The 23,602-nt window shown below is 52.7% G+C and carries 20 protein-coding genes; 5 read left to right on the top strand and 15 right to left on the bottom strand.

From position 1 onward, the window contains the following. The first annotated feature begins 39 nt into the window (after positions 1 to 39). Positions 40 to 1,272: a bifunctional glutamate N-acetyltransferase/amino-acid acetyltransferase ArgJ gene (gene argJ / locus IMCC3135_RS28790; RefSeq protein ID WP_088922137.1), complete on the top strand. Its 1,233-nt coding sequence runs from the start codon at positions 40 to 42 to the stop codon at positions 1,270 to 1,272. A 3-nt stretch (positions 1,273 to 1,275) separates the two neighbouring features. Continuing rightward, complete coding sequence (mutT, locus tag IMCC3135_RS28785; RefSeq protein WP_088920724.1) at positions 1,276 to 1,677, top strand: 8-oxo-dGTP diphosphatase MutT; 402 nt, start codon at positions 1,276 to 1,278, stop codon at positions 1,675 to 1,677. Here the strand turns inward: mutT and coaE are convergent. From coaE to IMCC3135_RS28715, 14 genes are all read right to left on the bottom strand, one after another. Continuing rightward, a complete protein-coding gene (gene coaE / locus IMCC3135_RS28780) occupies positions 1,670 to 2,278 on the bottom strand; it encodes a dephospho-CoA kinase (RefSeq protein WP_157736339.1) in 609 nt (202 codons plus the stop codon). The two genes, mutT and coaE, sit on opposite strands and share 8 nt — an antisense overlap. Before the next feature lie 46 nt (positions 2,279 to 2,324). Beyond that, on the bottom strand, positions 2,325 to 3,248 hold the full coding sequence (locus IMCC3135_RS28775; protein WP_088920722.1) for a prepilin peptidase: 924 nt from the start codon (positions 3,246 to 3,248) through the stop codon (positions 2,325 to 2,327). Positions 3,249 to 3,318: 70 nt separating this feature from the next. Then, complete coding sequence (locus IMCC3135_RS28770) at positions 3,319 to 4,536, bottom strand: type II secretion system F family protein (protein WP_088920721.1); 1,218 nt, start codon at positions 4,534 to 4,536, stop codon at positions 3,319 to 3,321. A 3-nt stretch (positions 4,537 to 4,539) separates the two neighbouring features. Next, positions 4,540 to 6,237 (bottom strand): type IV-A pilus assembly ATPase PilB, encoded by a 1,698-nt coding sequence (gene pilB, locus IMCC3135_RS28765; protein WP_088920720.1) that lies wholly within the window; start codon positions 6,235 to 6,237, stop codon positions 4,540 to 4,542. A 225-nt stretch (positions 6,238 to 6,462) separates the two neighbouring features. Further along, positions 6,463 to 6,885: a pilin gene (locus tag IMCC3135_RS35325; RefSeq protein WP_088920719.1), complete on the bottom strand. Its 423-nt coding sequence runs from the start codon at positions 6,883 to 6,885 to the stop codon at positions 6,463 to 6,465. 76 nt (positions 6,886 to 6,961) lie between these two features. Beyond that, positions 6,962 to 7,378, bottom strand: a complete 417-nt coding sequence (locus IMCC3135_RS35320) for a pilin (RefSeq protein WP_088920718.1) — start codon at positions 7,376 to 7,378, stop codon at positions 6,962 to 6,964. Positions 7,379 to 7,650: 272 nt separating this feature from the next. Next, the gene (locus IMCC3135_RS28750) at positions 7,651 to 8,838 is read right to left on the bottom strand and encodes a glycosyltransferase family protein (protein ID WP_088920717.1); all 1,188 of its coding nucleotides are present in this window, start codon (positions 8,836 to 8,838) and stop codon (positions 7,651 to 7,653) included. Beyond that, complete coding sequence (locus IMCC3135_RS28745; protein WP_088920716.1) at positions 8,823 to 9,584, bottom strand: methyltransferase domain-containing protein; 762 nt, start codon at positions 9,582 to 9,584, stop codon at positions 8,823 to 8,825. Before IMCC3135_RS28745 ends, IMCC3135_RS28750 begins: the two co-directional genes overlap by 16 nt. Beyond that, positions 9,581 to 10,495, bottom strand: coding sequence for a hypothetical protein (locus IMCC3135_RS28740; protein WP_088920715.1), 915 nt, complete (start codon positions 10,493 to 10,495; stop codon positions 9,581 to 9,583). Before IMCC3135_RS28740 ends, IMCC3135_RS28745 begins: the two co-directional genes overlap by 4 nt. A gap of 36 nt (positions 10,496 to 10,531) precedes the next feature. Further along, complete coding sequence (locus IMCC3135_RS28735) at positions 10,532 to 11,404, bottom strand: glycosyltransferase family 2 protein (RefSeq protein ID WP_088920714.1); 873 nt, start codon at positions 11,402 to 11,404, stop codon at positions 10,532 to 10,534. Between the two features lie 9 nt (positions 11,405 to 11,413). Further along, positions 11,414 to 13,345 carry a hypothetical protein gene (locus IMCC3135_RS28730; protein WP_088920713.1) on the bottom strand — a complete coding sequence of 644 codons (1,932 nt, stop codon included), beginning with the start codon at positions 13,343 to 13,345 and terminating at the stop codon, positions 11,414 to 11,416. Positions 13,346 to 13,417: 72 nt separating this feature from the next. Further along, positions 13,418 to 14,947 carry a sigma-54-dependent transcriptional regulator gene (locus IMCC3135_RS34560; RefSeq protein WP_088920712.1) on the bottom strand — a complete coding sequence of 510 codons (1,530 nt, stop codon included), beginning with the start codon at positions 14,945 to 14,947 and terminating at the stop codon, positions 13,418 to 13,420. A gap of 2 nt (positions 14,948 to 14,949) precedes the next feature. Then, a complete protein-coding gene (locus tag IMCC3135_RS28720; RefSeq protein ID WP_088920711.1) occupies positions 14,950 to 16,563 on the bottom strand; it encodes a sensor histidine kinase in 1,614 nt (537 codons plus the stop codon). A 107-nt stretch (positions 16,564 to 16,670) separates the two neighbouring features. After that, complete coding sequence (locus IMCC3135_RS28715) at positions 16,671 to 17,456, bottom strand: outer membrane protein assembly factor BamD (protein ID WP_088920710.1); 786 nt, start codon at positions 17,454 to 17,456, stop codon at positions 16,671 to 16,673. Between the two features lie 102 nt (positions 17,457 to 17,558). Between IMCC3135_RS28715 and IMCC3135_RS28710 the strand changes: the two genes are divergently transcribed. The 3 genes from IMCC3135_RS28710 to clpB all read left to right on the top strand — a co-directional run bounded on the left by IMCC3135_RS28710 (position 17,559) and on the right by clpB (position 22,361). Further along, the gene (locus IMCC3135_RS28710) at positions 17,559 to 18,662 is read left to right on the top strand and encodes an RluA family pseudouridine synthase (RefSeq protein ID WP_236994681.1); all 1,104 of its coding nucleotides are present in this window, start codon (positions 17,559 to 17,561) and stop codon (positions 18,660 to 18,662) included. Then, on the top strand, positions 18,655 to 19,515 hold the full coding sequence (gene pgeF / locus IMCC3135_RS28705) for a peptidoglycan editing factor PgeF (protein ID WP_236994680.1): 861 nt from the start codon (positions 18,655 to 18,657) through the stop codon (positions 19,513 to 19,515). Before IMCC3135_RS28710 ends, pgeF begins: the two co-directional genes overlap by 8 nt. 242 nt (positions 19,516 to 19,757) lie before the next feature. Continuing rightward, positions 19,758 to 22,361: an ATP-dependent chaperone ClpB gene (clpB, locus tag IMCC3135_RS28700; protein ID WP_205738189.1), complete on the top strand. Its 2,604-nt coding sequence runs from the start codon at positions 19,758 to 19,760 to the stop codon at positions 22,359 to 22,361. A 68-nt stretch (positions 22,362 to 22,429) separates the two neighbouring features. Here the strand turns inward: clpB and IMCC3135_RS28695 are convergent, their stop codons facing one another. Then, the gene (locus IMCC3135_RS28695) at positions 22,430 to 23,599 is read right to left on the bottom strand and encodes a HupE/UreJ family protein (RefSeq protein WP_157736338.1); all 1,170 of its coding nucleotides are present in this window, start codon (positions 23,597 to 23,599) and stop codon (positions 22,430 to 22,432) included. Positions 23,600 to 23,602: the final 3 nt, after the last annotated feature.

Genomic DNA, 23,602 nt, shown 5'->3' with positions numbered 1-23,602 from the left:
TAAATGTCGCCCGAGAATACCTCTTGGAACTTCATAGACATGCCTGTCAATCTGAACCTGCCGTCTGCAATGCCTGTACGAGGCGCTGTCCTTACTACTCTGGTCGCTGGCCTGAAATCCAGCGGTACTGCCGATATGGTGGTCGCCCAACTGGCAGAAACTGCCCGTACCGCAGCGGTCTTCACGCAAAACGCCTTCTGCGCAGCACCCGTGACCATCGGCAAGGAGCACTTGCTGGCCAACAAGGGACACGTGCGAGCCTTGCTGATCAATTCGGGTAATGCCAACGCCGGTACCGGACAGCCGGGTATCGACATGGCGCGCGGCCACTGTCAGGCCCTGGCCGCGGCACTCGAAATTCCAGAAGAATCCGTACTGCCGTTCTCTACCGGTGTTATCGGCCAACTGTTGCCAGACGCCATCATGCGTAATGGCATAGAAAAAGCTGCACAGACAATCGCCAGTGCACCTGAATCTGAAATCTCCCAGTGGACCGATGCTTCTCGAGGCATCATGACGACTGACACACAACCCAAGCTCACCTCGCAAACGGTCTTGATCAACGGCCAGAGCGTGACCATTACCGGCATGTCCAAAGGCGCTGGCATGATTCAGCCCAATATGGCGACCATGCTGAGCTATGTGTTCACCGATGCCACTATTGATGTTGCTGATCTGAACACCGCCTTGCATGACGCGGTTGATGTCTCGTTCAATGCCATCACCGTCGACAGTGACACATCGACCAACGATGCCTGCGTACTGGTGGCTACCGGTGTGGGTGAGGCACTGGACGTCTCACATGCGCAATGGCCAGACTTCATGCACGCGCTGCGCCGGGTTTGCATGGATCTGGCGCAGGCCATTATCCGTGATGCCGAAGGTGCGACCAAGTTCATCACGGTCAAGGTGACAGGCGGCAAGAATACGGTTGAGTGCAAGCAGGTCGGCTATTCCATTGCCAACTCTCCTCTGGTCAAGACAGCCATGTTTGCCAGTGATGCGAATGTGGGGCGTTTGCTGATGGCCATTGGCAAGGCGGGTGTCGACGCTCTGGATGCCTCTAAGGTGACGGTATCACTGGGTGATGTGGTGGCATTCAGCAATGCGGGTATTGCCGAAGGCTATACCGAGGAGCGTGGTGCTGCGGTTTTGGCGAAAGCCGAAATTGATGTGATCGTTGATCTGGCACGAGGCGATGCCGCGGCCAGTATCTACACCTGCGATCTGTCGCATGACTACGTCAGCATCAACGCAGACTACCGTTCCTGAAGTATGAAAACTATTGATGTCGTCGCCGGAGTCATCTTCAACGGCTCTGGCGACAAGGTTTTGCTTGCCTTGCGCAAGCCCGAGCAACATCAGGGCAATCGCTGGGAGTTTCCCGGCGGCAAGCTGGAAGCCGGCGAGGCGCTGCAAGACGGCCTGGTGCGGGAGCTGCAGGAGGAAATCGGTATTGTTGTCACCCAGTGCCAGCCCAGAACCATCATCGAGCATAGTTATCCCGACAAGCAGGTCAGGCTACATTTCTGGGACGTGACTGCGTTCGAAGGTGAACCTGCGGGGTGCGAAGGGCAGACGCTGCGCTGGCTGGCGTTGGCCGAGCTGGGTGCTCTGGAATTTCCGGAAGCCAATCAGGCGATTGTCAATGAGCTGCTGGCAGCAGCCATCAAGTAGTCGTCTGGTACTGACTATATTGATCGTGTAGTGCCGTTACTTGCAATCGGGTGTCAGCTTTTGATCCGGCATTGTCGATAATATCGTTGGCAATGGCCAGTCTCTGTTCACGGCTTGCCTGTGAGGCCAGGATGGCGTTTGCCTCTACCTCCGTTGAGTCATCTCTGACCAGCAGACGTTGCAGTTGCAAGGCCTTTGGCACATCGATAACCACAATGCGATCAAAGCGTTCCTGTTGCCCGGTTTCCACCAAGAGAGGCACGGCGTAGATGGTATAGGGATGGCCTATCTGCCGAGCTGCCGCAATACGCTCGCCCGACAACTGCCTGATAAGCGGATGCAGCGTCTGATCCAGAAACTCGCGCTCTGAAGGGGTGGCGAATACGATATGACGTAGCGCTGTCCGATTCAGCGTGCCATCGGCATTCAGAATATCAGGGCTGAAATGTGCGACCAGTGCATTCAGTCCCGGGCTGCCGGGCTCAACCACCTCTCGCGCCAGCACGTCTGCATCGATGATCCAGGCCCCGAGTGATTTGAAATAGTCTGTCACCAGGGTCTTGCCGCTGGCGATGCCGCCGGTCAGTCCAACAAGTAGCACGGTAGGTTGTTGTCGCGTGGAGTGGTTGGTACTTATGGTACCGCTTTCAGCTCAGAAATCCGTAATACCAGCTACTCAGGTCATCGCCCCAGAGCATGGCGATCCAGCCCGCTGCCGCCAGGTAAGGACCGAAGGGGATTGGAATGTTCTTGTCCCGTCCTGTCACGGCGATCAGAGCGATGCCGACGACCGCGCCGACAAGCGATGACAACAGGATAACGACAGGCAGTGCTTGCCAGCCCAGCAAGGCACCGATGGCTGCCAGCAATTTGAAATCGCCGTAGCCCATGCCCTCTTTGCCGGTAATGAGTTTGAATAACTGGTACACCAGCCACAGGACCATATAGCCGGCCGCAGCCCCGACCACAGCAGACTGCAGATCGGTAAAGACAGGTATGAGTGCGACCAATAACCCGATCCACATCAAGGGCAGAGTCAGCGAATCTGGCAGTAGCTGATGATCGACATCGATCATGGTCATGGCGACAAAGAACCAGGTCACCACAATGCCGAGAAAGGCTTGAGGGGTGGGGCCTAGCTGCCAGGCCACGATCAGAGACAGGATCATCGTAACCAGCTCGACGATGGGATATCGTTTCGAGATGGCTGTCTTGCAGTTGGGGCAGGTACCGGCCAGCATCAGATAGCTGAGGACTGGTATGTTCTGCCAGGCTGTTATCTCCTTGTTACAGGAGGGGCAGCGCGAACGCGGCACAGCCAGATTGAATTTCTCAGGTTTTTCCGGAGCTGTTGATGGCTCAGCTGAAACTCTCTCGCCATCGCCATCGCCATCGCCATCGCTAGTTTCGGTTTCGGCAAACTCCTCCAAGCCTTCGCGCCAGGCACGCTCCATCATGATGGGCAGCCGGTGAATGACGACGTTCAGGAAACTGCCGACTAACAGGCTGACTAAAGCAACAAGCCCGTAGAAGGTCGTCGGGCTTTGCTGGAGGAGATCTAGAAGTGTCATAGTCAGATTATGGATGGAATGAAGCGATCACGCAAAAGACTTATCAATGCGTAAGCGTGATACAGAGAATCTAGAACGCATCACCCATCTTGAAGATCGGCAGGTACATGCCGACGACCAGGCCACCGATGACAACACCCAGGAATGCCATGATCATGGGTTCCATCAGAGAGGTCATGGCGTCGACTGCATTGTCGACTTCTTCTTCATAGTAGTCTGCCACCTTGGCCAGCATGTCATCGATAGAACCTGACTCCTCACCGATGGCGACCATCTGTACCACCATATTGGAGAACAGACCTGAACTCTCGATCGAGGTGGTCAAGCGTTGACCGGTCGCTGCCTCATCCTTCATGGTGAGGATGGCTTTCTCGAATACCGAGTTACCTGCAACCCCTGCGACAGATTCCATGGCTTCAACCAGAGGTACACCCGCTTTCGACATGGTGGCCAGGGTTCTGGCGAATCGTGCAGTGGCGGCCTTGACGACAATGTCGCCAAAGACGGGGGCTTTGAGTGCAAGCCTGTCGAGTGCTTCGGCAAACGGTTTGGAACGCTTTTTTGCCTGAGCAAAGAACCAGACCGCGGCACCTGCGCCACCGAACAGAACGTACCACCAGCTCTGCATGAATTCTGAGGCGGTAACAATCATTTTGGTAAAGGCCGGAAGATCTCCCCCCATGCCGACGAACAGATCCTCGAACTGTGGTACAACGAATACCAGTAGGATGGCGGTTACGATAAAGGCAATGATCAAAACGGCAACCGGATAGAACAGTGCTTTCTTGATCTTCTTTTTCAGAGTCTCTGATTTTTCCTTGTACGTGGCTATCTCGCCGAGCAGCGTCTCCAGCGTACCTGACTGTTCACCGGCTTCGGTCAGGCTACAGAACAATTCATCGAATTGATCCGGATATTTGCGCAAGGCGTTGGTCAGATTACTGCCCGATTCAACCTCTGACTTGATACCGTTGATCATATCGCGCATGGACTTGTTGTCCAGGCCATTGGCAACGATTTCGAAAGACTGCACCATGGGCACACCGGCGCCCATCATGGTCGTCAGCTGGCGAGCGAACAGCGCAATGTCACTGGCCTCGATTTTTTGTTTGCCACCGAACTCTCGGCGTTTCTTTCTGATCTTTGAAGGAATAATGCCTTGTCGGCGCAGCTTGGCCTTGACCAAGTCGGCATTCGGGCTGGAAATTACACCTTTCTGTTTATGTCCGGAGGTGCTTTTACCTTCCCATTCGAACATGATGGCCGCTTTGGCTGCAGACTTTGCCATGATCTAGTCCTTTGTCACTCGGTTGGCTTCTTCAAGACTCATGACGCCTTGAGCAACCTTTTTCAGGGCTGACTCACGCAGGTCGGGAATTTCTTCTGCCTTGGCTTGTGAGGCGATATCGATTGCATTACCGCCTGCCATGATGATCTTGCTGATCTCTTCACTGATCTTCATGACCTGGTAAATACCGACTCGACCCTTGTAGCCGTTATTGCATTTTTTGCAGCCAACGGCCTTGAATATATTGAGTTCGTCGACCGTCTCTTCCTTGAAACCTTCTTGTAGAAGCAGCTCACGAGGAAGATCCGTATCTGGCACCTTGCAGTGCTCACATAATCGACGTGCCAGACGCTGGGCGATGATCAGTGATACTGCAGTTGCAATATTGAAGGGCGGCACGCCCATGTTAATGAGGCGAGACAGAGTCTGTGGCGCATCATTGGTATGTAGTGTGGACAAGACCAGATGACCTGTTTGCGCCGCTTTGACCGCAATACTTGCTGTCTCCAGATCACGAATCTCACCAACCATGATGACGTCCGGATCCTGTCGCAGGAAGGACTTCAGAGCTTCTGCGAAAGTCAGGCCTGCTTTGACATTGACATTGACCTGGTTGATACCAGCAAGGTTGATCTCCGCTGGATCCTCCGCGGTGGAGATGTTGGTGCCAGGTTCATTAAGAATATTCAGCCCGGTATACAAAGAGACCGTTTTACCACTACCGGTAGGACCGGTTACCAGAATCATGCCGTAGGGATTGGCCAGCGCATCCATGTAGAGCTTTTTCTGTTCAGGCTCATAACCCAGTGCATCGATGCCTAGCTGCGCACTACTAGGATCGAGAATACGCAATACCGTTTTTTCGCCGAACAGAGTAGGGCAGGTATTGACTCGAAAATCGATCGCCTTGGTCTTGGAGATCTTCAGCTTGATGCGACCATCTTGTGGCACACGCCGCTCGGAGATATCCATCCGTGACATGACCTTGATGCGTGCGGTCAGACGACCTGCCATAGCCAATGGCGGGTGTACGACTTCTTCGAGCACACCATCGACGCGAAAGCGGATACGAAAAATTTTCTCATAAGGCTCTATATGAATATCCGATGCGCCCTTCTTGATAGCATCCAGAAGCACCTTGTTGACGAAGCGTACGACCGGTGTCTCATCAATCCCGGAATCATCTGCATCCAGATCTCCCATGTCACCATTGTCGACTTCCAGGTCGAAACTCTCGTCCAGACCTTCATCCAGATCCGAGCTTTGATCCAGTACACGTGATCGAAGCTCTGCAAGGGCAGTTTCGTCCACCACCACCGCTTCAACACTCAAACCGGATGAAAACTTGTATTTTTCCAGCGGCTCGTTGTTTGTTGGGTCTGAGATGGCAATGAAGAGGCGTGATCCTCGCTGCGCAATCGGCACCGCATTCTGTGAGTTGATCAGTTCTTCCTTGATCAAGTCCTTGGGAATGCTCTCTGGTGCCAGAGTTGCCAAATCAAATAACGGCAGTCCAAAATCCGAGGCCACATAGTGGGCTATGTCCTTCGAATTGACCGAGTCGTTCAACACCAGGCTGCTTAGAAATGCCGTTTTGGATTTCTTGCAGTGCTCAATTGCCTTGATGGCAGTTTCTTCGTTAACGAGTCCCTGATTAACGAGTTGCCTGGCAATGCCGTTCAACGTACTGCTGGTTGTCATGGAGCTGTCCTGAATATTTGCAGCGCAAGCGCGCAGACGGAGTGTTCACTTGATAATGAATCGGCAGTATGAGGGGACGCTTTAGGGGAAGTTTGGATTGCCAGTTGCTACTTGGTATATAAACTGGCTAGGCGAGAACAAGGCAAATACTTCGTCGAGCTGATTAAGCGCGACAGTTTTCTCAATGGTATTTACCGAGTGTTGTCCTCAGCAGTTCGAAACAGCCTATTTGCTGCAAAGGTTAGCGGACAAACAAGAACCGCTGACGGCCCATCTGACAATGTTCGTGGACGGTGTATAGGACGCCGTCAAGATGTATTGCATCTCGTCGAGCAGGTCTGTGGCTGTAGACGTTATTGTGCCATTCACCACGGTCAGTGACTTGAGGTAGCCTCGAGGCGTGGAAACCGCTGGAGGAACCCCGTTCTGTCCACTGTCGCAGGGATCGAGTTCGTTCCGGTCCTGTACGCATAGATGCACAGAGGACTTGTATTCGGCTGTCAGAACAACGACTTCAGAGAACTTCGCCTTTTTAGTGTATGCCGCGTATTGTGGAACGGCGGCAGCTGCCAGAATGCCGATAATGGCGATTACAATCATCAATTCGATGAGAGTGAAGCCTTTGTGTGTTGTATAGCGTTCCAGCATCTGAATTCCTCAAAGCATGAAGAGCTCCCAGAAGGGAGCCCTTCATAGGGTGTGGAAGGTTATTCAGGCACTAACGTTATTCGCGGCAAAGGCCGTTAGTCAGACAAGTACCACCTACCGACCAAGTCAGTTTGTTGCTGGCAGCTACATATCCCGGAGTCAGGATATAAGTGTCGCCATCAACTTCAGTATTGCCTGTAGCGGTGATTACGCCCAAAGCTCCGACATCCAGTGATGTCAATGCACCTTCAGCACCCTTTGCGGGTGGGATGTTATGGTCGCCAGCAATGCAGCCAGTTGTACTGTTCTGATCCTGAATACACAAGCTGACAGCCGCTTTGTAAGGGGCAGCCTGGTTGACAACTTCACCGACGAATTTGGCGCGCTTTGTGTACTGACCATACTGAGGCACAGCAACCGCTGCCAGAATGCCGATGATCGCAATAACGATCATGAGTTCGATCAGTGTAAAACCTTTTTGTACCTTAACCATTTGTGGTCTATCTCCAGAGATTGTATTTGGTGTAGGTCGCTGTCAAGCCAAGCCTACGAACGATGTATCGTCCTTGAGGACAAATGGTTAAGTGCATTGTGTATGCCAGCCGCAGCTATTTCCCGGGGCCTCTGTTATATGTAACTATATCAACGAGTTGTATTGTTTGTGAATTGGTTCTGATTTGAATCAGTTGGCAGTTTTAGATGACATTATTGTCAACAGGTGACAGTCTTTTTGTCATTCGAGTGACAAATCGAAGCTAATTGTTATCAAGTGCCTGTAACCACTCTGAACAGACGGTCGTGTGTGGCCTGTTGGCTCAGTGTTTTGTTGAAAAACTGTGCGGCATTAGACGCTAGCTCACCTGGAAAGCCCGGATCGTCGGCACAGGCAAGAAGACATTGTGCGAGTTTATCCGGCTCTGTTGTGTCAACCGTAATAAACACGGGGTAGTCAACCAGATCACGCAGTCGGGCTGACACCTGAGTCTCAGCAGTGATCAGGGCTTTACCACTAGCCATGTACAGATAGTTCTTGAATGGCCACACGCGGCTACTTTTTCCCTCATTACCCATAATGCCCAGGCAGAGATGAGTTTCTCGAACATAACGCTGAATATCACTTGAGCTCTGCCATGCTCTTATCCAGAGCACAGTAATTTTTGAAGTGTCGTAGGCGGCCTGATTCAGGAACGATTCGAGTAAATACGATTGTTGTCCATCACCGATGAATGTTATCTCTATGTTCGTTTCCGGTTTGAGTAACATGATCGCATCAAGAATCAGGTCTACTCGATGCAGGGGAACAAGGGTTCCCACGAACAGCACTTTGAAGGGAAGATTGTTCGAAGCCAGAGAAATGTCTGGAATAGAGTTTTGCCTGAAAACCTCTTCATTGATGGACAATGGTAAATCCTGGAATAACGATCCAGGAAGGCCTAGCAGTACTGCCAGGTAATCGGAGTTCTCGGGTGTGTCGGTCAGTGCAACGGTTGCGGTAGACAGTGCACGCCTTTCAACTTGACGAAGGCAACGGGCGAATATGCTTCCAATAGCTATCAGCTGTCTGTCAACGACGATAGTGTCGTACAGGGAAATGAAGACATCGGCAACGATTCTCTGTGGCAGTAACTTTTGTGGAATGAAGCTGAGGAAAAAGAGAATGGGTACTGCAGGGTAGGGTATGTATAAGGCATCAACATGCCGGTTGCGGACGATAGCGAAAATACACGCAACACTTTTCTTTATCTGACTGAAAGCCATCGCCAGCAGAGATAACAGTCTGGAGCGTCCCGATGCGTATTCCAGTCGGGTGCTGGAACTGGCCTGTACCTCCATGATTTCAAGAGCAGGGTGTTGCTTCAGTGCCTTTATGCGATACCGAACATTTGGATAGGCATCCGATTGCGTGTAGGTGCCTGCAACCAGTATCTGCCGCTTTTCTATGGTTTTCGACATGTGAATACAAATCCATCACCAAGCCTCGACAGATAGGGTATTGACTGGAACAAGGAAAAAAACCGGACTATGCACAAGACAAATGAGGTATTGAAGGATTTGGCCAACCCACGTGAAATCCCGCTCTTTGCGGTTGCCGTGGCCATATCAGTTTGCTGGCGCTTTCTCAGCAGGCCGCTGTAATAGAGTTTACGCAAGGGATAGAGCAAGTTGATTAGTGGAAACCCATAAGGGTAGAGATGAACGTCGGTGAAGCCGGCGGCTTCGAGCTTGTCCTGTAACTCTTGCCGTTCGTAGCGCCGAAAGTGCCCGGCGAGCTCATCCACATCCTGCCACTTGCTCATATAGGCGGGTACTGAGCCCAGAAAGTGCCCATCAGTTTGCATCGAGGTGAAAATGGAATCGATAAACGTCTGGTCGTGCTCGATATGTTCGATGACTTCGAAGCACATCACAAGATTATAATAATCAGGTTTTGCACGGAATGAGTCCAGAATGAGCACTCTTTCCTGATCAGTGAATCTCTTCTCGAGCAGCGATCGGGCTGCAGCCGCATCTTCATACAGGTGAGCTTCCTGAATGTCGAAACAATCCAGTGCCAGGCTGCTGGCATCACCCAGTCCAGGGCCGATCTCGCAAAACCGGGCCTGACTGGTGTGCATGAGGTTCTGTTGTTCCAGCGTCGCCATAAGCTGAATCAATCGCAACAGCATTCGTGGAGCAGGGGCCGATATATGCTGTTTCATCGTAAGCTCACTGTACGTGCTCGCGCTGCGATCAAGCTTAGTACCAGAAGTCCGAAGAATGCATCGAATAGGGTGAAGAGTCCGCGGTGCAGGGCGATCCAGTACAAACCCTCGTCCCAGCTGAGGAAGTCAGGTGCAAGGATGACAAAAACTGATTCGCGCACGCCAATGCCTCCGGGTGCAAACAAGGCTAGCCAGCCGGCAATCATGCTACCCAGAAAAGCGGCAGCAATAGAGATGAGTTCTGTCGTCGAGAGCGTCAGGGAGGACTGCATCAAGATCACGATGGGCGCTGCGCTGATTAGCCAAAGCAGGGTGTAGCCAATGCCCAGCAGCATTCTGCACCCGACGGAGGGCATAGTCAGGTCGGTCTGGATGCGCTTTATTCGACTTAATATGAATTTCAAAAAGGGCAATAACAGCAGGGCCAAAAAATAGGCACTGATGACACAGATGGAACCGAAAATCCAGCCGAACGTCCAACGGGTAGAGAGCGCAAGAGCGCTCACAATCAGTATCCCCATGACAAGGGAAAAGGCCTGTTCCAATCCTGATACCAGTATGCGTCCCTTATCCAGTTTCAATTGATTCTGATCGAACGAACCTCGCAGAGCTATTCCCCAGATTTTTCCGGGTAGATACTTTCCAATGGCGATAAGCCCCATATCAAGAAACGCATCTTGTGAGCTTCTCTGCCTGCCGAACAGGGAATAGAAATATTTCCAGAGTATCGTGGAGAGTCCATAAATGAGTGCCACGGACAAAAAAAACAGGGCATAGGTATTGACTGGCAGTGACTTGTGTTCAACGGTGCTGTTTTTATCCAGCTGATAAATCAGTATCAGGCATAGAGTCGTGATTAGCAGCGATAAGCAAAAAGCCCATAAATACTTTTTGTACGATTTAGGCATGTACTCGGTTATTCCCAACGAGCAGATGCGGATGGGCTATAGCTCAGCATCATGAGTGCCTTTATAATGCAGGCTTGATACTTGTTCTGATACGATCCCAATAAGAAACGTCAGCAACGATGACAGGTACAACAGCATTCCCATGTTAGTGAAGCGTCCAGCGGATGAGAACGTATACAAATAATAGAGAGAGGCTATGTAGAACAGAGCACAGCTGATGGGCAGGAATAGGCGCATTGGGGAGTACAGTGCACCGATCTTCAGGATTATGATTAAAAACCGCAAGCCATCTCGGAGCAGGCTGATGTGGCTTTTTCCTTCACGTTGTCTGGCTTCAATGGGTACATAGCCAACAAAGTAACCTGATTTGAAGAAGGCCATCGTGCTGGTAGTCGGGTAGGAGAACTTGTTGGGTAGCAGGTAGAGGATTCTCATGAATTTCTTGCGCCTCACAGCTCTGAAGCCCGAAGTGAGATCGAGTATCTGGAAGCCCGTCATCATCGATGCCAACCAGTTGTAGAAATTGTTGGCAATTGATCGCAGCACAGATGCCTGTGTTTTTCTCGAACGGGCACCAACAACCAGGTCATATCCCTCGTCAAACAATGATAGTAATCGGCTGATGTCATGTGGATCATGTTGACCATCGGCGTCCATGAAAACGATGATGTCGCCGGTTGCCCGACGCGCGCCTGATTTTATCGCTCCGCCGTTACCGATGCTGACAGGATGTTTCACACAAATTGCACCTTGAACGCTGGCCACGACATCACTCGTCTCGTCCGTTGAGCCGTCATCGACAACGATGAGCTCTGCATCCGGATACAGGCTGCGGATAAGCGGCAGTGTCTGCCGAAGCCCGATGGCTTCGTTCTTGGCAGGCAGTACTATAGATAGCGTATCCGGCATGAGCGTCAACTAGTTTTCCAATTCTGCGATTGAAAGTTGCAGAAGTTTATTTGTGATGGTTTTGCGTTGTGCAGTGAATTTGCCATGCCGGTCAACTGTATCCAGTTGTCTAAGAGTATTGGTGGCGTCAGCTGCCCGCTCTAGATCAATTTGCATTTGCGCTAGCTGTAAAAGTGGTTCAGGTGCCACTGGATCAAGTTGCGTTGCACGTTTGGCTGCAACAAGCGCTTTTTCCGTCAGGCCGGACTCGGACAAAAGTACGGAGTACTGCTGGAACAGTAGTGACTCTACGGGCGCCTTCAAAAGTTTGTTCGAATGTGTAGTGGCTACCTGGTAAAGGCCTGTGACAACCGTCAGGTCAGGCCATTCAAAACGTTCTTGGTGGAAGTAATCGTAGATGTCTCGAAGGGTTGCAATCTCCTCGGCCTTCAGCGGGTTGCTCGCCATTTGTTCGCGCACATATGTAAAAAGCTGTTCGTTTGGTCCGTTGATGGCACCGGAATACATGAGAAGCTGTATTAGAAAATGAGGAGAATCTGGTCGAATCTGATGGCTGTATTCCAAATGCGCCATGGTTTTATTATTCAAGCCTTGTGCGGACAGATGAATTGTCCACTCATTCAATGCCCGTAAGGAATTGGGGTGTTCGATTAAAGCCTGGCGATGCAGCAATACCGTATCGCTCCATTCGATCGACCTTGTGAATGTCTGGAAACTGAGCAAGGCGAGTGCGGCGGTTGCCAGCAGTTTCATCGGCAGGCGTATTTCCAGTGATTTGACAGCCAGAGCAGCAAGCCAGGTGATGGGGGCAAGTACGCCGATCAGTGCCAGATAATTGCGATGCTCAAAGACGAGCTCCAGAGGTAGAAAAGTGGACTCCAGCGAGTGGGATATCAGAAAGAAGCCGACCCCGAATAGCAGTATGGGGAGTTTGCGATATAACAGCAGACTGGCGGTGATCAACATCAGTAATACCGCTGCGGGGATCATGACGGCTAATCCGAACGAGCGTACGACAGGGTAGGCATCGTGATACAGGGACATATCAGCAACATTCGGTAATGCGATCAGCTTCAGGTAAAAAAGCAGAACACCAGGTTCCGTCATCAGGCGTTCCCAGATGCCGTAGTCGCGTACTTCGTAACCTGCCAACAGCTGTGGATATTGAGTGCTAAGCAAGAAGGCGGCGCTGAGTACTGTTAAAGCCACTATCGCAAAGAATATACGGCGGTAAAAAGTGAGTAGTTGCCCATCGTATTTTCGAAAACGCAGAACCACCAGTTCGACAAAGCCGATATAGACAAAAGCGAGGACGCCATTCTCTTTGGACAGGCAGGCGGCCAGAATCGATGTGCCCATCAGAACTATCACAAGGGCGCGTTTTGGTTTTGTCAGCGCCGTGGTTCGAAGGATGAGGAACAGCCACAGCGCCAGAATGCTGAACAGCGCAGAGAGCATGGCCATTCGTTGTACAACGTACAACACAGTGCTGATCTGCAAAGGGTGCAGGGCCCATGCTGCTGTACAAAACAACGCCAGCTTGTTTATCTCTGAAGTAGAGAAAAACTTCTGGTATTCATTCAGTCTGGTGAAAATCTGCAGCAGTACCGCGTATATTGCGACCCCTGTAATGGCATGCAACAGAAAATTGCTGACCTTGAAACCATAAGGGCTTCCATCACCCAGGTAGTTGTTCAAGGCGAACGACATGACCGGTATGGCTCGACCGAAAAAGCTGCTTTTATCACCGTTAGCCACCCTGGTAAGCTCACTGATACTGAGAGCATCAATCTGTGCAGGTATGACACTGCTGACATCATCCAGCAGGAAAGGGCCGTTAAAACCCTGGTAATAGCAGAGCAGCAACACGACAAACAGACCGCATGCTGCTACTGCATTGAACACAGCACTGCGATTGCCTGTCCTGATGCTTTCGTTCATAGAGTTTGCTTTCGACGTTATCAGCTGAGCAAACGCAAGGCGTATGCCAATCAGCGGGTAGCGCCGTCGCCGTCAAGTGCCGGTATCTTTCTGATCAATATCCAGAATCTGTATTCGGTACCTGAGCTGTCGATACGTCAGACCTAAGCGCTGGGCAGCCAGCTTTCGATTCCAGCGAGTCTGGGCCAGCATGCCGAGAATAACCTGACGCTCGGATGTCTCGTCGTTTGATGCACTCGTATCCGATAATGAAGTTTGCGAAAGTGATGATGTTGTAGTCAAATCGATACTCAAATCATCCACGTCAATCGAATGTCCATCGGTAAGTGCCACCGCTCGTTCGAGAATGTTTTCCAGTTCTCGCACATTGCCGGGAAACGCATAGTCTGTCAGTACGTTTTCTGCCGCTGGGGACAATGCAATGCAGGTACTCAGACCTTCCTTGGTTGATATGAGTCTGAGTATATGTCGGGCAATATCAGCAACATCGGCAGATCGCTGGCGCAGACTGGGAGACTCGATACAGATGACATTCAATCGATAGTAGAGATCGTGCCGGAAACTGCCGGCTTCCACCTCGGCGGCCAGATCCTTGTGACTGGCGCTCAGAATCCGGACGTCGGTCATGAGTTCTTCGGAGCTGCCAACCGGGCGTATGCTGCGTTCCTGAATGGCGCGCAACAACTTCACTTGCATATGCAGAGGTAACTCGGCCACTTCATCGAGGAACAGGGTGCCGCCTTCAGCCTTTTTGAACAGACCGTCGTGATCCGAATGGGCACCGGTAAAGCTGCCTTTTCGATGGCCGAACATCTCGCTTTCCATCAGTTCTGTGGGGATGGCGCCGCAGTTGATGGCCACGAAGGGTGCGTCGCAGCGAGGTCCGTGTTCATGTACCAGGCGTGCGATCAATTCCTTTCCGGTTCCCGATTCACCGGTTATCCAGACCGGTGCATTGGTCCGTGCCACTTTAGAGATCATCTTGCGCAGCGCCTGCATCGGTTCGGATCGACCAATCAGCTTGCCAGCGCCAATGCTATCCAGAGCCGTGGCAGACAGTGAGGGACGACGGCCGGAGAGGTGCTGCAAGCTTCCGGCACTATCTGCAGCGCTCGCTGAATTCTCCTGACTGTCGGAGACGTCATTTTCTGACGCTCCGGGCACCGCTATGGGTTTCACGAATGGCGGCTGAGGAGGTGGGGGCTGTATAGAGGGTGACGCAACGTGTCCCGCACCTTCATTAGCCTTGATAGCCTGTGTAACCAGCTTGCGCAGCAGATGCATATCCACCGGTTTAGAGACAAAATCAAAAGCCCCATTCTTCATGGCCACCACAGCGGCGTCCATATTCCCATGTGCGGTAATCACGGCTACTGGCAAGTCTGGCTGTACGGCAAGTATGTGTTTTACGAACTCGACGCCGTTGCCATCAGGCAGGCGCATATCGGTCAGGCAGACATCGAATTGATAGGTCTGCAGCAGATTTCTGGCCTCTTCCAGATTGGCGGCAGTATGGGTGGTAAGTCCGATGCGATCCAGGGACAGGGCGATGAGCTCGCGAATGTCCGCTTCATCATCAATAATCAAAGCCGTGTGAGTCATGCTCAGGCTGCCATATCCTGAGCGTGCGCCAACGTTATGCGAAAGCGGGCACCGGATTCACTGGGCAGGCACTCGATGTGTGCCTTGTTCAGTTCGCAAAGCTCGCGAATGATGAACAGGCCCAGACCGGTACCGGCATGATGGGTCGAGTAGAACGGCTCGAACAGGTTGGCGCGCTCCATATCCGAGATGCCCTTGCCATTGTCAACGATCTCGATGACGGTGGCTGCACGCTCGGATTGCCAGCAGTGAATATCAATGACAACGTTGTCGGAGTCATTGTGTAGCTGAGCGTTGGTACACAGGTTCCATAGAATCTGATCCAGATGACCGGGGTCGACAATGGCACTGCAGGGTTCTGTGCGTACCGTCAGCTTGTCGGCTGAGAGGTTGTGCTCCGAGCAGAAGCGCTGAGCGAAGTCACTCAGCAAGGTATCGACACTCACCACACTGGTTCTGACCTGCTGACGGTTGGAAAGCTGCAGAACGTCCTCGATAATCCGGTTGATACGCTGGGTGTGCCGTTTGGCTATCTGTAACAGGTTGGCGTCATTGGCCGCTAGTCCCGGAGACTCTTCTATCAGCTGTACGGCGTGTGATATCGCGCCTAATGGGTTGCGGATCTCATGCGCCATACTGGCCGACATGCGTCCCAGTGAGGCTAGCTTCAATTGCTGGAACTGTTGCAGAATATGCGTGTGATCGTCCAGCTTGATCAGCATGCCGCTCTGGGAGAGCGGGATGAACTGGGGCAACACGGATTGTCCCGTGCTCTCAACGGTAAAGGGGCGTATTTCCCGGTTGGGTGACAGCTCGGAGGCATTGACATTGTTCAGTAACTCCTCACAAAGCTGACGCAGGTGAAAAGGCATGGGCATGAATTCTGCCGCCAGCAGACCGCGGGCAGTGTCATTGATCAGCTGAACATTGCCGGCCTTGTCGATCACCACCACACCAGAGTCCAGCTCTCGAATGATTTCCTCGTTCAGCTGTGCAATCTGTTCGACATTGAGCCCGACCCGGGAGTGAGAGGCGTTCACCAGTTGCCGGTTCATTGCCCGCCGAACGGGTACCGTCATGACCCAGGCGATGGCGAACAGCAATGCACCGAGCACCGCTGTGGCTTCAAAATCTGAGGCATAGGTGCCGATGATGATATTCGACAGCAGTTCTTCGACAAGGACTACAAGACTGCCGATAGCCGCAAACAGAAAGGCATGGCGAGCGCTGGAAACCTGACTGAACAAGGCCAGATTGATCAGCAACAGAGGCCCCAGGCCGCTCTGAATGCCGCCACTGGCATACATCAGGACGCTGATCAGCAGAATGTCGATGTAGTTCTGCAGAAAGAACTGTGTATTGACGGTAGGCTTTCGCAAATGGATCGTCAATACGAACACCAGGGTGGCGATGACATAGCCCACTAACGCAGCTATGAAGAGCCCACCGTTGCGGGTGCCAAGGGTCAGTTGGTTTTCTGAGAGGAAATAGACAGATCCAAGCACCAGCAAAACCAGCAGACGGTACTGGTTAAACAGGCGCAGCACATGCCAGTCGGGGATATGTACCGAATCGGTGGCGGCTCTGTAACCCTCGGCAGAGGGACGCTCGCTCACAGTTGTGGGGAATATTGGCTCATGATTGTCAGAGCAAAACGCAATATCCAGACCATCCGCACTTCATTCAGCGCGATCTGGTTCACAGCATCATCAGCGAGCGATCCCTAACCCTTCGTCAGCTTTTCCAGTGCGGGGTGTTCCGGAGAGGTCGCTGCCAGCACTCGCAGTGTGTCTTGCTGTCTGTCTGTCTGGCCGAGTGACTCATAGGCACTGGCCATCAGCGCCAGAGCGTTAGGTACATGGCGTGAGCCGTCAAAATGCTCCAGCAAGTAACTCATGCGATTGATAACGGCGACCATGGCGCCCCGCTGGTAATAGAATTTTGCGGTAATCAGCTCATGTCGTGCCATCTCGTCTCTGAGATAGGCCATTCGGACCAGTGAATCCTGGGCATATTTGCTATCCGGGAAGCGGCGCACCAGGGTGTCAAATTCGGTAAAGGCGTTGCGTAGCCACTGTTGGTTGACCTTGGCCATATCCCGCGGAAATATGCGCTCCATGACCGAGCCGCCGCGTGAAAAGTGGCTTACACCCTTGATATAAAACGCGTAATCGATATTCTCGCTTCTGGGATACAGCTTGATGAACCGATCAGCCGCATTGATGGCATTGTCGAACTCATCCTGTTTCAGATAGGCGTAGGCGATATCCAGTTGCGCCTGCTGGGTGTAGCTGCCAAAGGGGTAACGTGCCCCTAATGTCTCGAAAGTACTGATTGCCGTGAGAAAATCGCCCTGGTTGAGCGATCGTTTTGCGGTTCGGTAGAGCTCTTCGGCGGTCCCGCTACCAACCTCAGTGGGTGTCTGAGTGGCGCAACCAGTCAGAATTCCACCAGAAAGGCTCATTCCGAGGACGGCGAGGGCGGCGAAGCGTGTGAACTTGAGTATCATCAGCAAAGTATAGCGTAGGTACGGGTAATGAGAATCTTGCCTGTGTACCCCGCAAGGCTTGGGGAAACAGGTTGAATTGCCGGTCGGCAAACTCGTCGACGATTGGCATCAGACATGATATTCCGGGCGCACATCAATTTAAGGAGACTTCCTATTACCGGTCAGAATGATAACCCCGCCGCAGCAGATGTTGCTGACGAGCCTTTAACCTATCGGATCGATCCCGAATGGGCCGGAAAACGGCTGGATGCAGTAGCAGCCATATTGTTTGACACCTATTCGCGTAATCGGTTGCAGAGCTGGATAGCTGAAGGCTATCTGACTGTGAACGGCGAAGTTCGGCGTAGTAAGGACAAGATTGTAGGGGGCGAGACGATTTCTCTGCAGCTTCCGCCTGACTTGTTGGCCGACATGCTCACCGAGGCCGATGGCGATGGCGAATCCAGCTTCGTGCCACAAGCCATGGATCTGAACATCGTGCATGCTGATGAGCACATCCTGATCATCAACAAGCCTGCGGGCCTGGTCATGCATCCGGCACCGGGTAATCGGCGCGGAACCTTGCTCAACGGTCTGCTGCACTATTCTGCGGCGCAGGCAGGCGTTCCCAGAGCGGGCATCGTGCATCGTCTGGACAAGGACACCTCCGGTCTGTGTGTCGTGGCACGCACCCTGGAGGCGCATACCCATCTGGTGCGTCAGTTGCAGGCTCGTGAAATGGGACGTATCTATACGGCAGTGGTGGTGGGTGAAGTACCCATCAACGGCACTATCGATGCGCCTATCGGGCGCCATGCACGTGATCGCAAGCGTATGGCGGTCACGGACAGTGGCAAGCCCGCCGTCACCCATTTTGAGTGTGTCGAGCGCTACCTGGGGTGTGCGCGGGTCATGGTAAAACTGGAGACCGGCAGAACGCATCAGATTCGTGTGCATATGACGCATATCGGTCATGCACTGATCGGTGATCCGGCTTATGGTCGACGTCTGGCAGTGTTACCAAGGCGAATCGCCGAGGTGCCTGCGGTCGCAGACTTCAAGCGCCAGGCTTTGCATGCCACCCGTTTGTCACTGATTCATCCAGGCACTGAGGAGCCCATAAGCTTCGAGGCTGACATGCCAGAAGATATGGAGCATCTGTGCGATGCACTGAAAATAACGGCCGCAGACGCTGTACGGGAAGCTGAAGGCAAGTCCCGTGGTTAGTTCCAGCACCTCAAGCTCTGAGCACAGAGATGCATCTCGTATTACTCGGGCCGACGGGCGCGGCGAAGACTTCGGCCTGTTGACCTGCATGACGCCGGTCTGGGGTGTGGCTTCCCGCGTTACCGCTTTTTCCACGACTCGTCTGGGGGGCATCAGTCAGGCCCCTTATGATGCGTTGAACCTGGGATTGCATGTCGGGGACGACGAGCCGGCTGTTCGAGAGAACCGTCGTCGCTTGCAGGAGTCGTTTGCGCTGCCAGAATCCCCCCACTGGATGAAGCAGACACACGGTACTGATGTGTATGCCATCGAGTCAGGTTCTATCGATGAGGCTATCTGCGCGGATGGGTCATGGACCAATAAGCCGGATACGGTGCTGGCGGTACTCACGGCAGATTGCCTGCCCGTTGTGATCTGCGACAAGCTGGGCACCGAGCTGGCTGTGGTGCATGCCGGCTGGCGAGGCCTGGCGGCAGGTATTCTGGAAAACGCATTGGCAAGATTCAGTGAGCAGGCTGAGCTTCATGCCTGGTTGGGTCCGGCCATCGGCCCGGATGCCTTCGAGGTGGGAGCAGAAGTACGGCAGGCATTCATCGAACGCAATCCAGCACATGAAACCTGTTTCGAGGCGGGAATGTCCGCTGTTGGATCCGGCTCGCCTGACAAGCAGAAATACTGGGCCGATCTGTATTCTCTGGCGCGCGCAGAGCTGCAGCAAAGTCGTTCAGTCACTGTAACTGGTGGAGACTATTGCACGGTCACACAACCCCAGTGGTTTCATTCGCATCGTCGTGATGGTCTGCGTAGCGGTCGAATGGCAACCGTGGCCTGGATCGGAGCATTGCCAGAGTAGAGAAGGAGCCTGTTGATCCAGGTCAGTACGTCTGCCTGTTTTTTCCTGCATTGTGGGGACAATGGGCGGCGGAATCCACGCAAGCAGTAGCTTGAGTTCTTTCCTCCAGTGTCAGTGTCACGTCGTGCTGAGAGGGAAAATAAAAATGAATATCCCTACAAAAGATGTTGAATTGATTCAGCCTAGCTATAGATTATTGTTATCTGAATTAAGTGATTATCTTGAGGGATTTTCGTATGAGAATGGACAAACTGACCAGCAAATTTCAGCTGGCACTGCAGGATGCGCAATCATTGGCCCTGGGCCGTGATCATCAATTTATCGAACCCGCCCACCTGATGTTGGCCATGCTGGATCAGGATGGTAGTGGTGTCAGTCCGTTACTGGCGCAGTCCGGCGTAAACGTTAACGGGCTTCGCGTTGGCCTGGACCAGACACTGGATCGAATGGCTCAGGTTGAAGGCGGTGGCGGTCAGCTGCATGTCTCCAATGAGCTGGGACGATTGCTTAACCTGACTGACAAGGCCGCCCAGAAGCGCGGAGATCAGTACATCTCTTCAGAGGTGTTTGTGGTCGCGGCCATCGAAGACAAGAAGAACAGCCTGGCAGAAGTTCTGCTGAGCCACGGTGCCAACCTTGAAGCTGTCAAGAAGACGGTCAAGGAAGTGCAGGGCGGGCCTGTGAATGATCCCAATGCCGAGGACAATCGCAAGGCACTGGAAAAATACACTATCGATCTGACCGAACGTGCAGAACAAGGCAAGATTGACCCTGTCATTGGTCGTGACGATGAAATTCGTCGTGCCATTCAGGTGCTGCAACGCCGTACCAAGAATAATCCGGTCTTTATTGGTGAGCCAGGCGTGGGCAAGACAGCTCTGGTAGAAGGGCTTGCGCAGCGCATCGTTGATGGTCAGGTACCCGATGGTATTCGTAACAAACGCGTACTCTCTCTGGACATGGGCGCTCTGATAGCAGGGGCAAAATTCCGCGGTGAATTCGAGGAGCGACTCAAAGCGGTGCTGAGCGATCTTTCCAAGCAGGACGGTCAGGTCATTCTGTTTATTGACGAGATCCACACCATGGTCGGTGCCGGCAAGGCCGAGGGAGCCATGGATGCAGGCAATATGCTCAAACCGGCTCTGGCGCGTGGTGAGCTGCATTGCATTGGTGCTACAACGCTTAATGAGTACCGCCAGTATGTGGAAAAGGATGCCGCATTGGAGCGTCGTTTCCAGAAGATCATCGTCGATGAGCCTTCGGTCGAAGACACCATCGCCATATTGCGTGGCTTGAAAGAGCGTTATGAGATACACCACGGTGTGGACATTACCGATCCTGCCATCGTGGCGGCGGCGACTCTGTCGCATCGGTATATCAGTGATCGACAGTTGCCAGACAAGGCTATCGATCTGATTGATGAGGCGGCCTCTCATATTCGTCTTGAGATCGATTCCAAGCCAGAAGCTCTGGATCGTCTGGAACGTCGCATCATTCAGCTGAAGATCGAAAGAGAAGCTCTGGTCAAGGAATCGGACGATGCCTCCATTCAGCGTCTGGCGACACTGGATGAGGATTGCGGTGAGTTGGAAAAGGAGTTTGCTGATCTGGAGGAGATCTGGAACTCCGAGAAAGCCATGGTGCAGAACGCCACCGGTCTGAAAGAGGATCTGGAGCGTGTGCGCCTGGAAATGGAGACGGCTCGTCGTGCTAATGATCTGGCTCGGATGTCAGAGCTGCAGTATGGCCAGATTCCTGCGCTGGAAAAGGAATTGGCTGAGGCGATCGAGAATACCAATGGCAAGGAGATGACCTTGCTGCGTACCAATGTGACAGCCGATGAAATTGCCGAAGTCGTCGCCAAGTGGACCGGTATTCCGGTCAGCAAGATGATGGAAGGTGAGAAGGAAAAGCTGCTGCGTATGGAAGAAGAGCTGGGCAAGCGCGTGGTGGGTCAGCTGGAAGCGGTTGGCGCGGTAGCTGATGCCATTCGTCGATCACGGGCGGGTCTGTCTGATCCCAATCGTCCTATTGGATCATTCCTGTTTCTTGGGCCAACGGGTGTGGGCAAGACAGAATTGACCAAGGCTCTGGCAGGTTTCATGTTCGATGCCGATGACGCCATGGTGCGAATCGATATGTCTGAATTCATGGAGAAGCATTCGGTTGCCAGACTGATTGGTGCACCTCCCGGCTATGTGGGTTATGAGGAAGGTGGATACCTGACCGAAGCTGTGCGTCGCAAGCCGTATTCAGTCATCTTGCTGGACGAGGTCGAGAAGGCACACAGCGATGTTTTCAATGTCTTGCTGCAAGTGCTGGATGATGGCCGTCTGACTGATGGTCAGGGGCGAACGGTTGATTTTCGCAACACGGTGATTGTCATGACCTCGAACTTGGGCAGCCATGTCATTCAGGAACTGGCAGGTGATGAAAACTATGAGGCCATGAAAAGTGCCGTCATGGACATTGTCGGGCAGCACTTCAGGCCTGAATTCATCAACCGGGTTGATGAAGCTGTGGTATTCAAGCCCTTGTCCAGTGGCAACATTCGCATGATTGCCGGTTTGCAGATAGAACTGCTGGCCAAACGCTTGCAAGAACGCCAACTGGATTTTTCCATCACGGATGATGCACTGGATCTGATCGGCAAGGTGGGATTCGACCCGGTCTATGGAGCACGACCACTGCGTCGGGTCATTCAGCAGCGGGTTGAAAATCCACTGGCTCAATCTATTCTGAGCGGTGATTACTTGCCTGGTGATACGGTATTCGTGGATGTAGCGGGTGAGGAGCTGGTATTCAGCAACCGTGAGTCCAAGCCCAATGTGGCGTTAGTGCACTGATCATCAGAAGGCGTAGCAGGTTCGATTGAAACGATGGCCCCGGGGAGTTTTCCGGGGCCATTTTCGTTTTAACTGATCAGACCGACTCGTTGTAAAAACCAGAAAAGACCAATAGCGCCAATGATCAGTGAGGCGGGAATGGTGACCATATTTCTGTACCAGGATTTTTTGCCGAACCACCAGCCAACCAGCAGAAAGCACAGGAAGACCACACTGAGCTGGCCTAGTTCCACACCGATGTTGAACGCTATCAAGGAGCTGGCAAAGCGCCCGGAGACCAGTCCGATCTCGCTCAATACGCCGGCAAATCCCAGTCCATGCAGCAGGCCGAATGCGAAGACTATAGCCAGTCTGGCCTTGCCATAAGCATTGCCCAGCAGGTTCTCGATGCAGATGACGGTAATGGACAGGGCAATCAAAGGTTCGACGATGCTGGCCGGCAAGAGAATGATGCCGGTAATGCCCAATGCCAGTGTGACGGTATGGGCGATGGTGAACATGCTGACCTGCCAGGCAATCGGTTTGAACTTTGGCGCCAGCAGAAACAGGCCGATGACAAACAGAATGTGGTCCAGACCTTTGGGGGTTATATGCTCGTAGCCAATAACGATGTAGTCCACAAAGCTACTGCCTGAGGCTTGTTTGCCACCTGAGTCCAGAGCGATCTGGTCGCTGCTTTCACCCGCTTGCAGGTACTGGCTGAACCCTTCGTCGGGTTGTTGCTTGTCGGTGGACTCCAGCGGTTGGGCTCTGAGAATGATGGCGCCATATTTGGCACCCCACTGCCAGGCGATAGAGGCTGTGCTTTGTTCACGCGCAGATTCCAGAATGAGTGTCGAATCGCGGGGCAGACGGATATCGCCGACATCGGATACGACCAGGGATTTCAATGTCAAGGCCAGGGTCGTATCGTTGTTGTCCTTGATGGTGATCTGCCCCAGAAGCACGGGCAGGTAACTCTGCAACTCAAGCTGCAAAGCCTCTGGCTGTAACTCGCGCAGTTGATTGTAGCGAGTTGCCTGTGGTGCATCGTCAGAGTCACTGTGCTCCGCACCAATCTCAGTAATCAATGCCTCCAGATTGATCCGCATTGATACTTCTATGGTGTCAGGCGTTGCCGTAATATCTGCAACAGTCGGACGTAGTTCGTGGGCCGTGACAGTTGAGGACAGCATCAACAGGCTGACAAGGAGCAGACAGGCTCTGGCAGCCCATAAAGGCATCGATCTGGCAATCATTGT

It is taken from the genome of Granulosicoccus antarcticus IMCC3135, from assembly GCF_002215215.1.
Taxonomy (GTDB): domain Bacteria; phylum Pseudomonadota; class Gammaproteobacteria; order Granulosicoccales; family Granulosicoccaceae; genus Granulosicoccus; species Granulosicoccus antarcticus.
The sequence above is the reverse complement of the archived record's forward strand: the minus strand, read 5'-3'. Positions and strand labels throughout refer to the sequence as shown.

Bases quoted from the DNA above. Each gene is read 5' to 3' on its own strand.
- IMCC3135_RS28730 (WP_088920713.1), bottom strand. From the start codon at position 13,345: ATGAACGAAAGCATCAGGACAGGCAATCGCAGTGCTGTGTTCAATGCA.
- mutT (WP_088920724.1), top strand. From the start codon at position 1,276: ATGAAAACTATTGATGTCGTCGCCGGAGTCATCTTCAACGGCTCTGGC.
- pilB (WP_088920720.1), bottom strand. From the start codon at position 6,237: ATGACAACCAGCAGTACGTTGAACGGCATTGCCAGGCAACTCGTTAAT.
- IMCC3135_RS28735 (WP_088920714.1), bottom strand. From the start codon at position 11,404: ATGCCGGATACGCTATCTATAGTACTGCCTGCCAAGAACGAAGCCATC.
- IMCC3135_RS28775 (WP_088920722.1), bottom strand. From the start codon at position 3,248: ATGACACTTCTAGATCTCCTCCAGCAAAGCCCGACGACCTTCTACGGG.
- IMCC3135_RS28695 (WP_157736338.1), bottom strand. From the start codon at position 23,599: ATGATTGCCAGATCGATGCCTTTATGGGCTGCCAGAGCCTGTCTGCTC.
- IMCC3135_RS28740 (WP_088920715.1), bottom strand. From the start codon at position 10,495: ATGCCTAAATCGTACAAAAAGTATTTATGGGCTTTTTGCTTATCGCTG.
- IMCC3135_RS28750 (WP_088920717.1), bottom strand. From the start codon at position 8,838: ATGTCGAAAACCATAGAAAAGCGGCAGATACTGGTTGCAGGCACCTAC.
- IMCC3135_RS28715 (WP_088920710.1), bottom strand. From the start codon at position 17,456: ATGATACTCAAGTTCACACGCTTCGCCGCCCTCGCCGTCCTCGGAATG.
- IMCC3135_RS28745 (WP_088920716.1), bottom strand. From the start codon at position 9,584: ATGAAACAGCATATATCGGCCCCTGCTCCACGAATGCTGTTGCGATTG.
- IMCC3135_RS35320 (WP_088920718.1), bottom strand. From the start codon at position 7,378: ATGGTTAAGGTACAAAAAGGTTTTACACTGATCGAACTCATGATCGTT.
- clpB (WP_205738189.1), top strand. From the start codon at position 19,758: ATGGACAAACTGACCAGCAAATTTCAGCTGGCACTGCAGGATGCGCAA.
- IMCC3135_RS34560 (WP_088920712.1), bottom strand. From the start codon at position 14,947: ATGACTCACACGGCTTTGATTATTGATGATGAAGCGGACATTCGCGAG.
- IMCC3135_RS28770 (WP_088920721.1), bottom strand. From the start codon at position 4,536: ATGGCAAAGTCTGCAGCCAAAGCGGCCATCATGTTCGAATGGGAAGGT.
- IMCC3135_RS35325 (WP_088920719.1), bottom strand. From the start codon at position 6,885: ATGCTGGAACGCTATACAACACACAAAGGCTTCACTCTCATCGAATTG.
- argJ (WP_088922137.1), top strand. From the start codon at position 40: ATGCCTGTCAATCTGAACCTGCCGTCTGCAATGCCTGTACGAGGCGCT.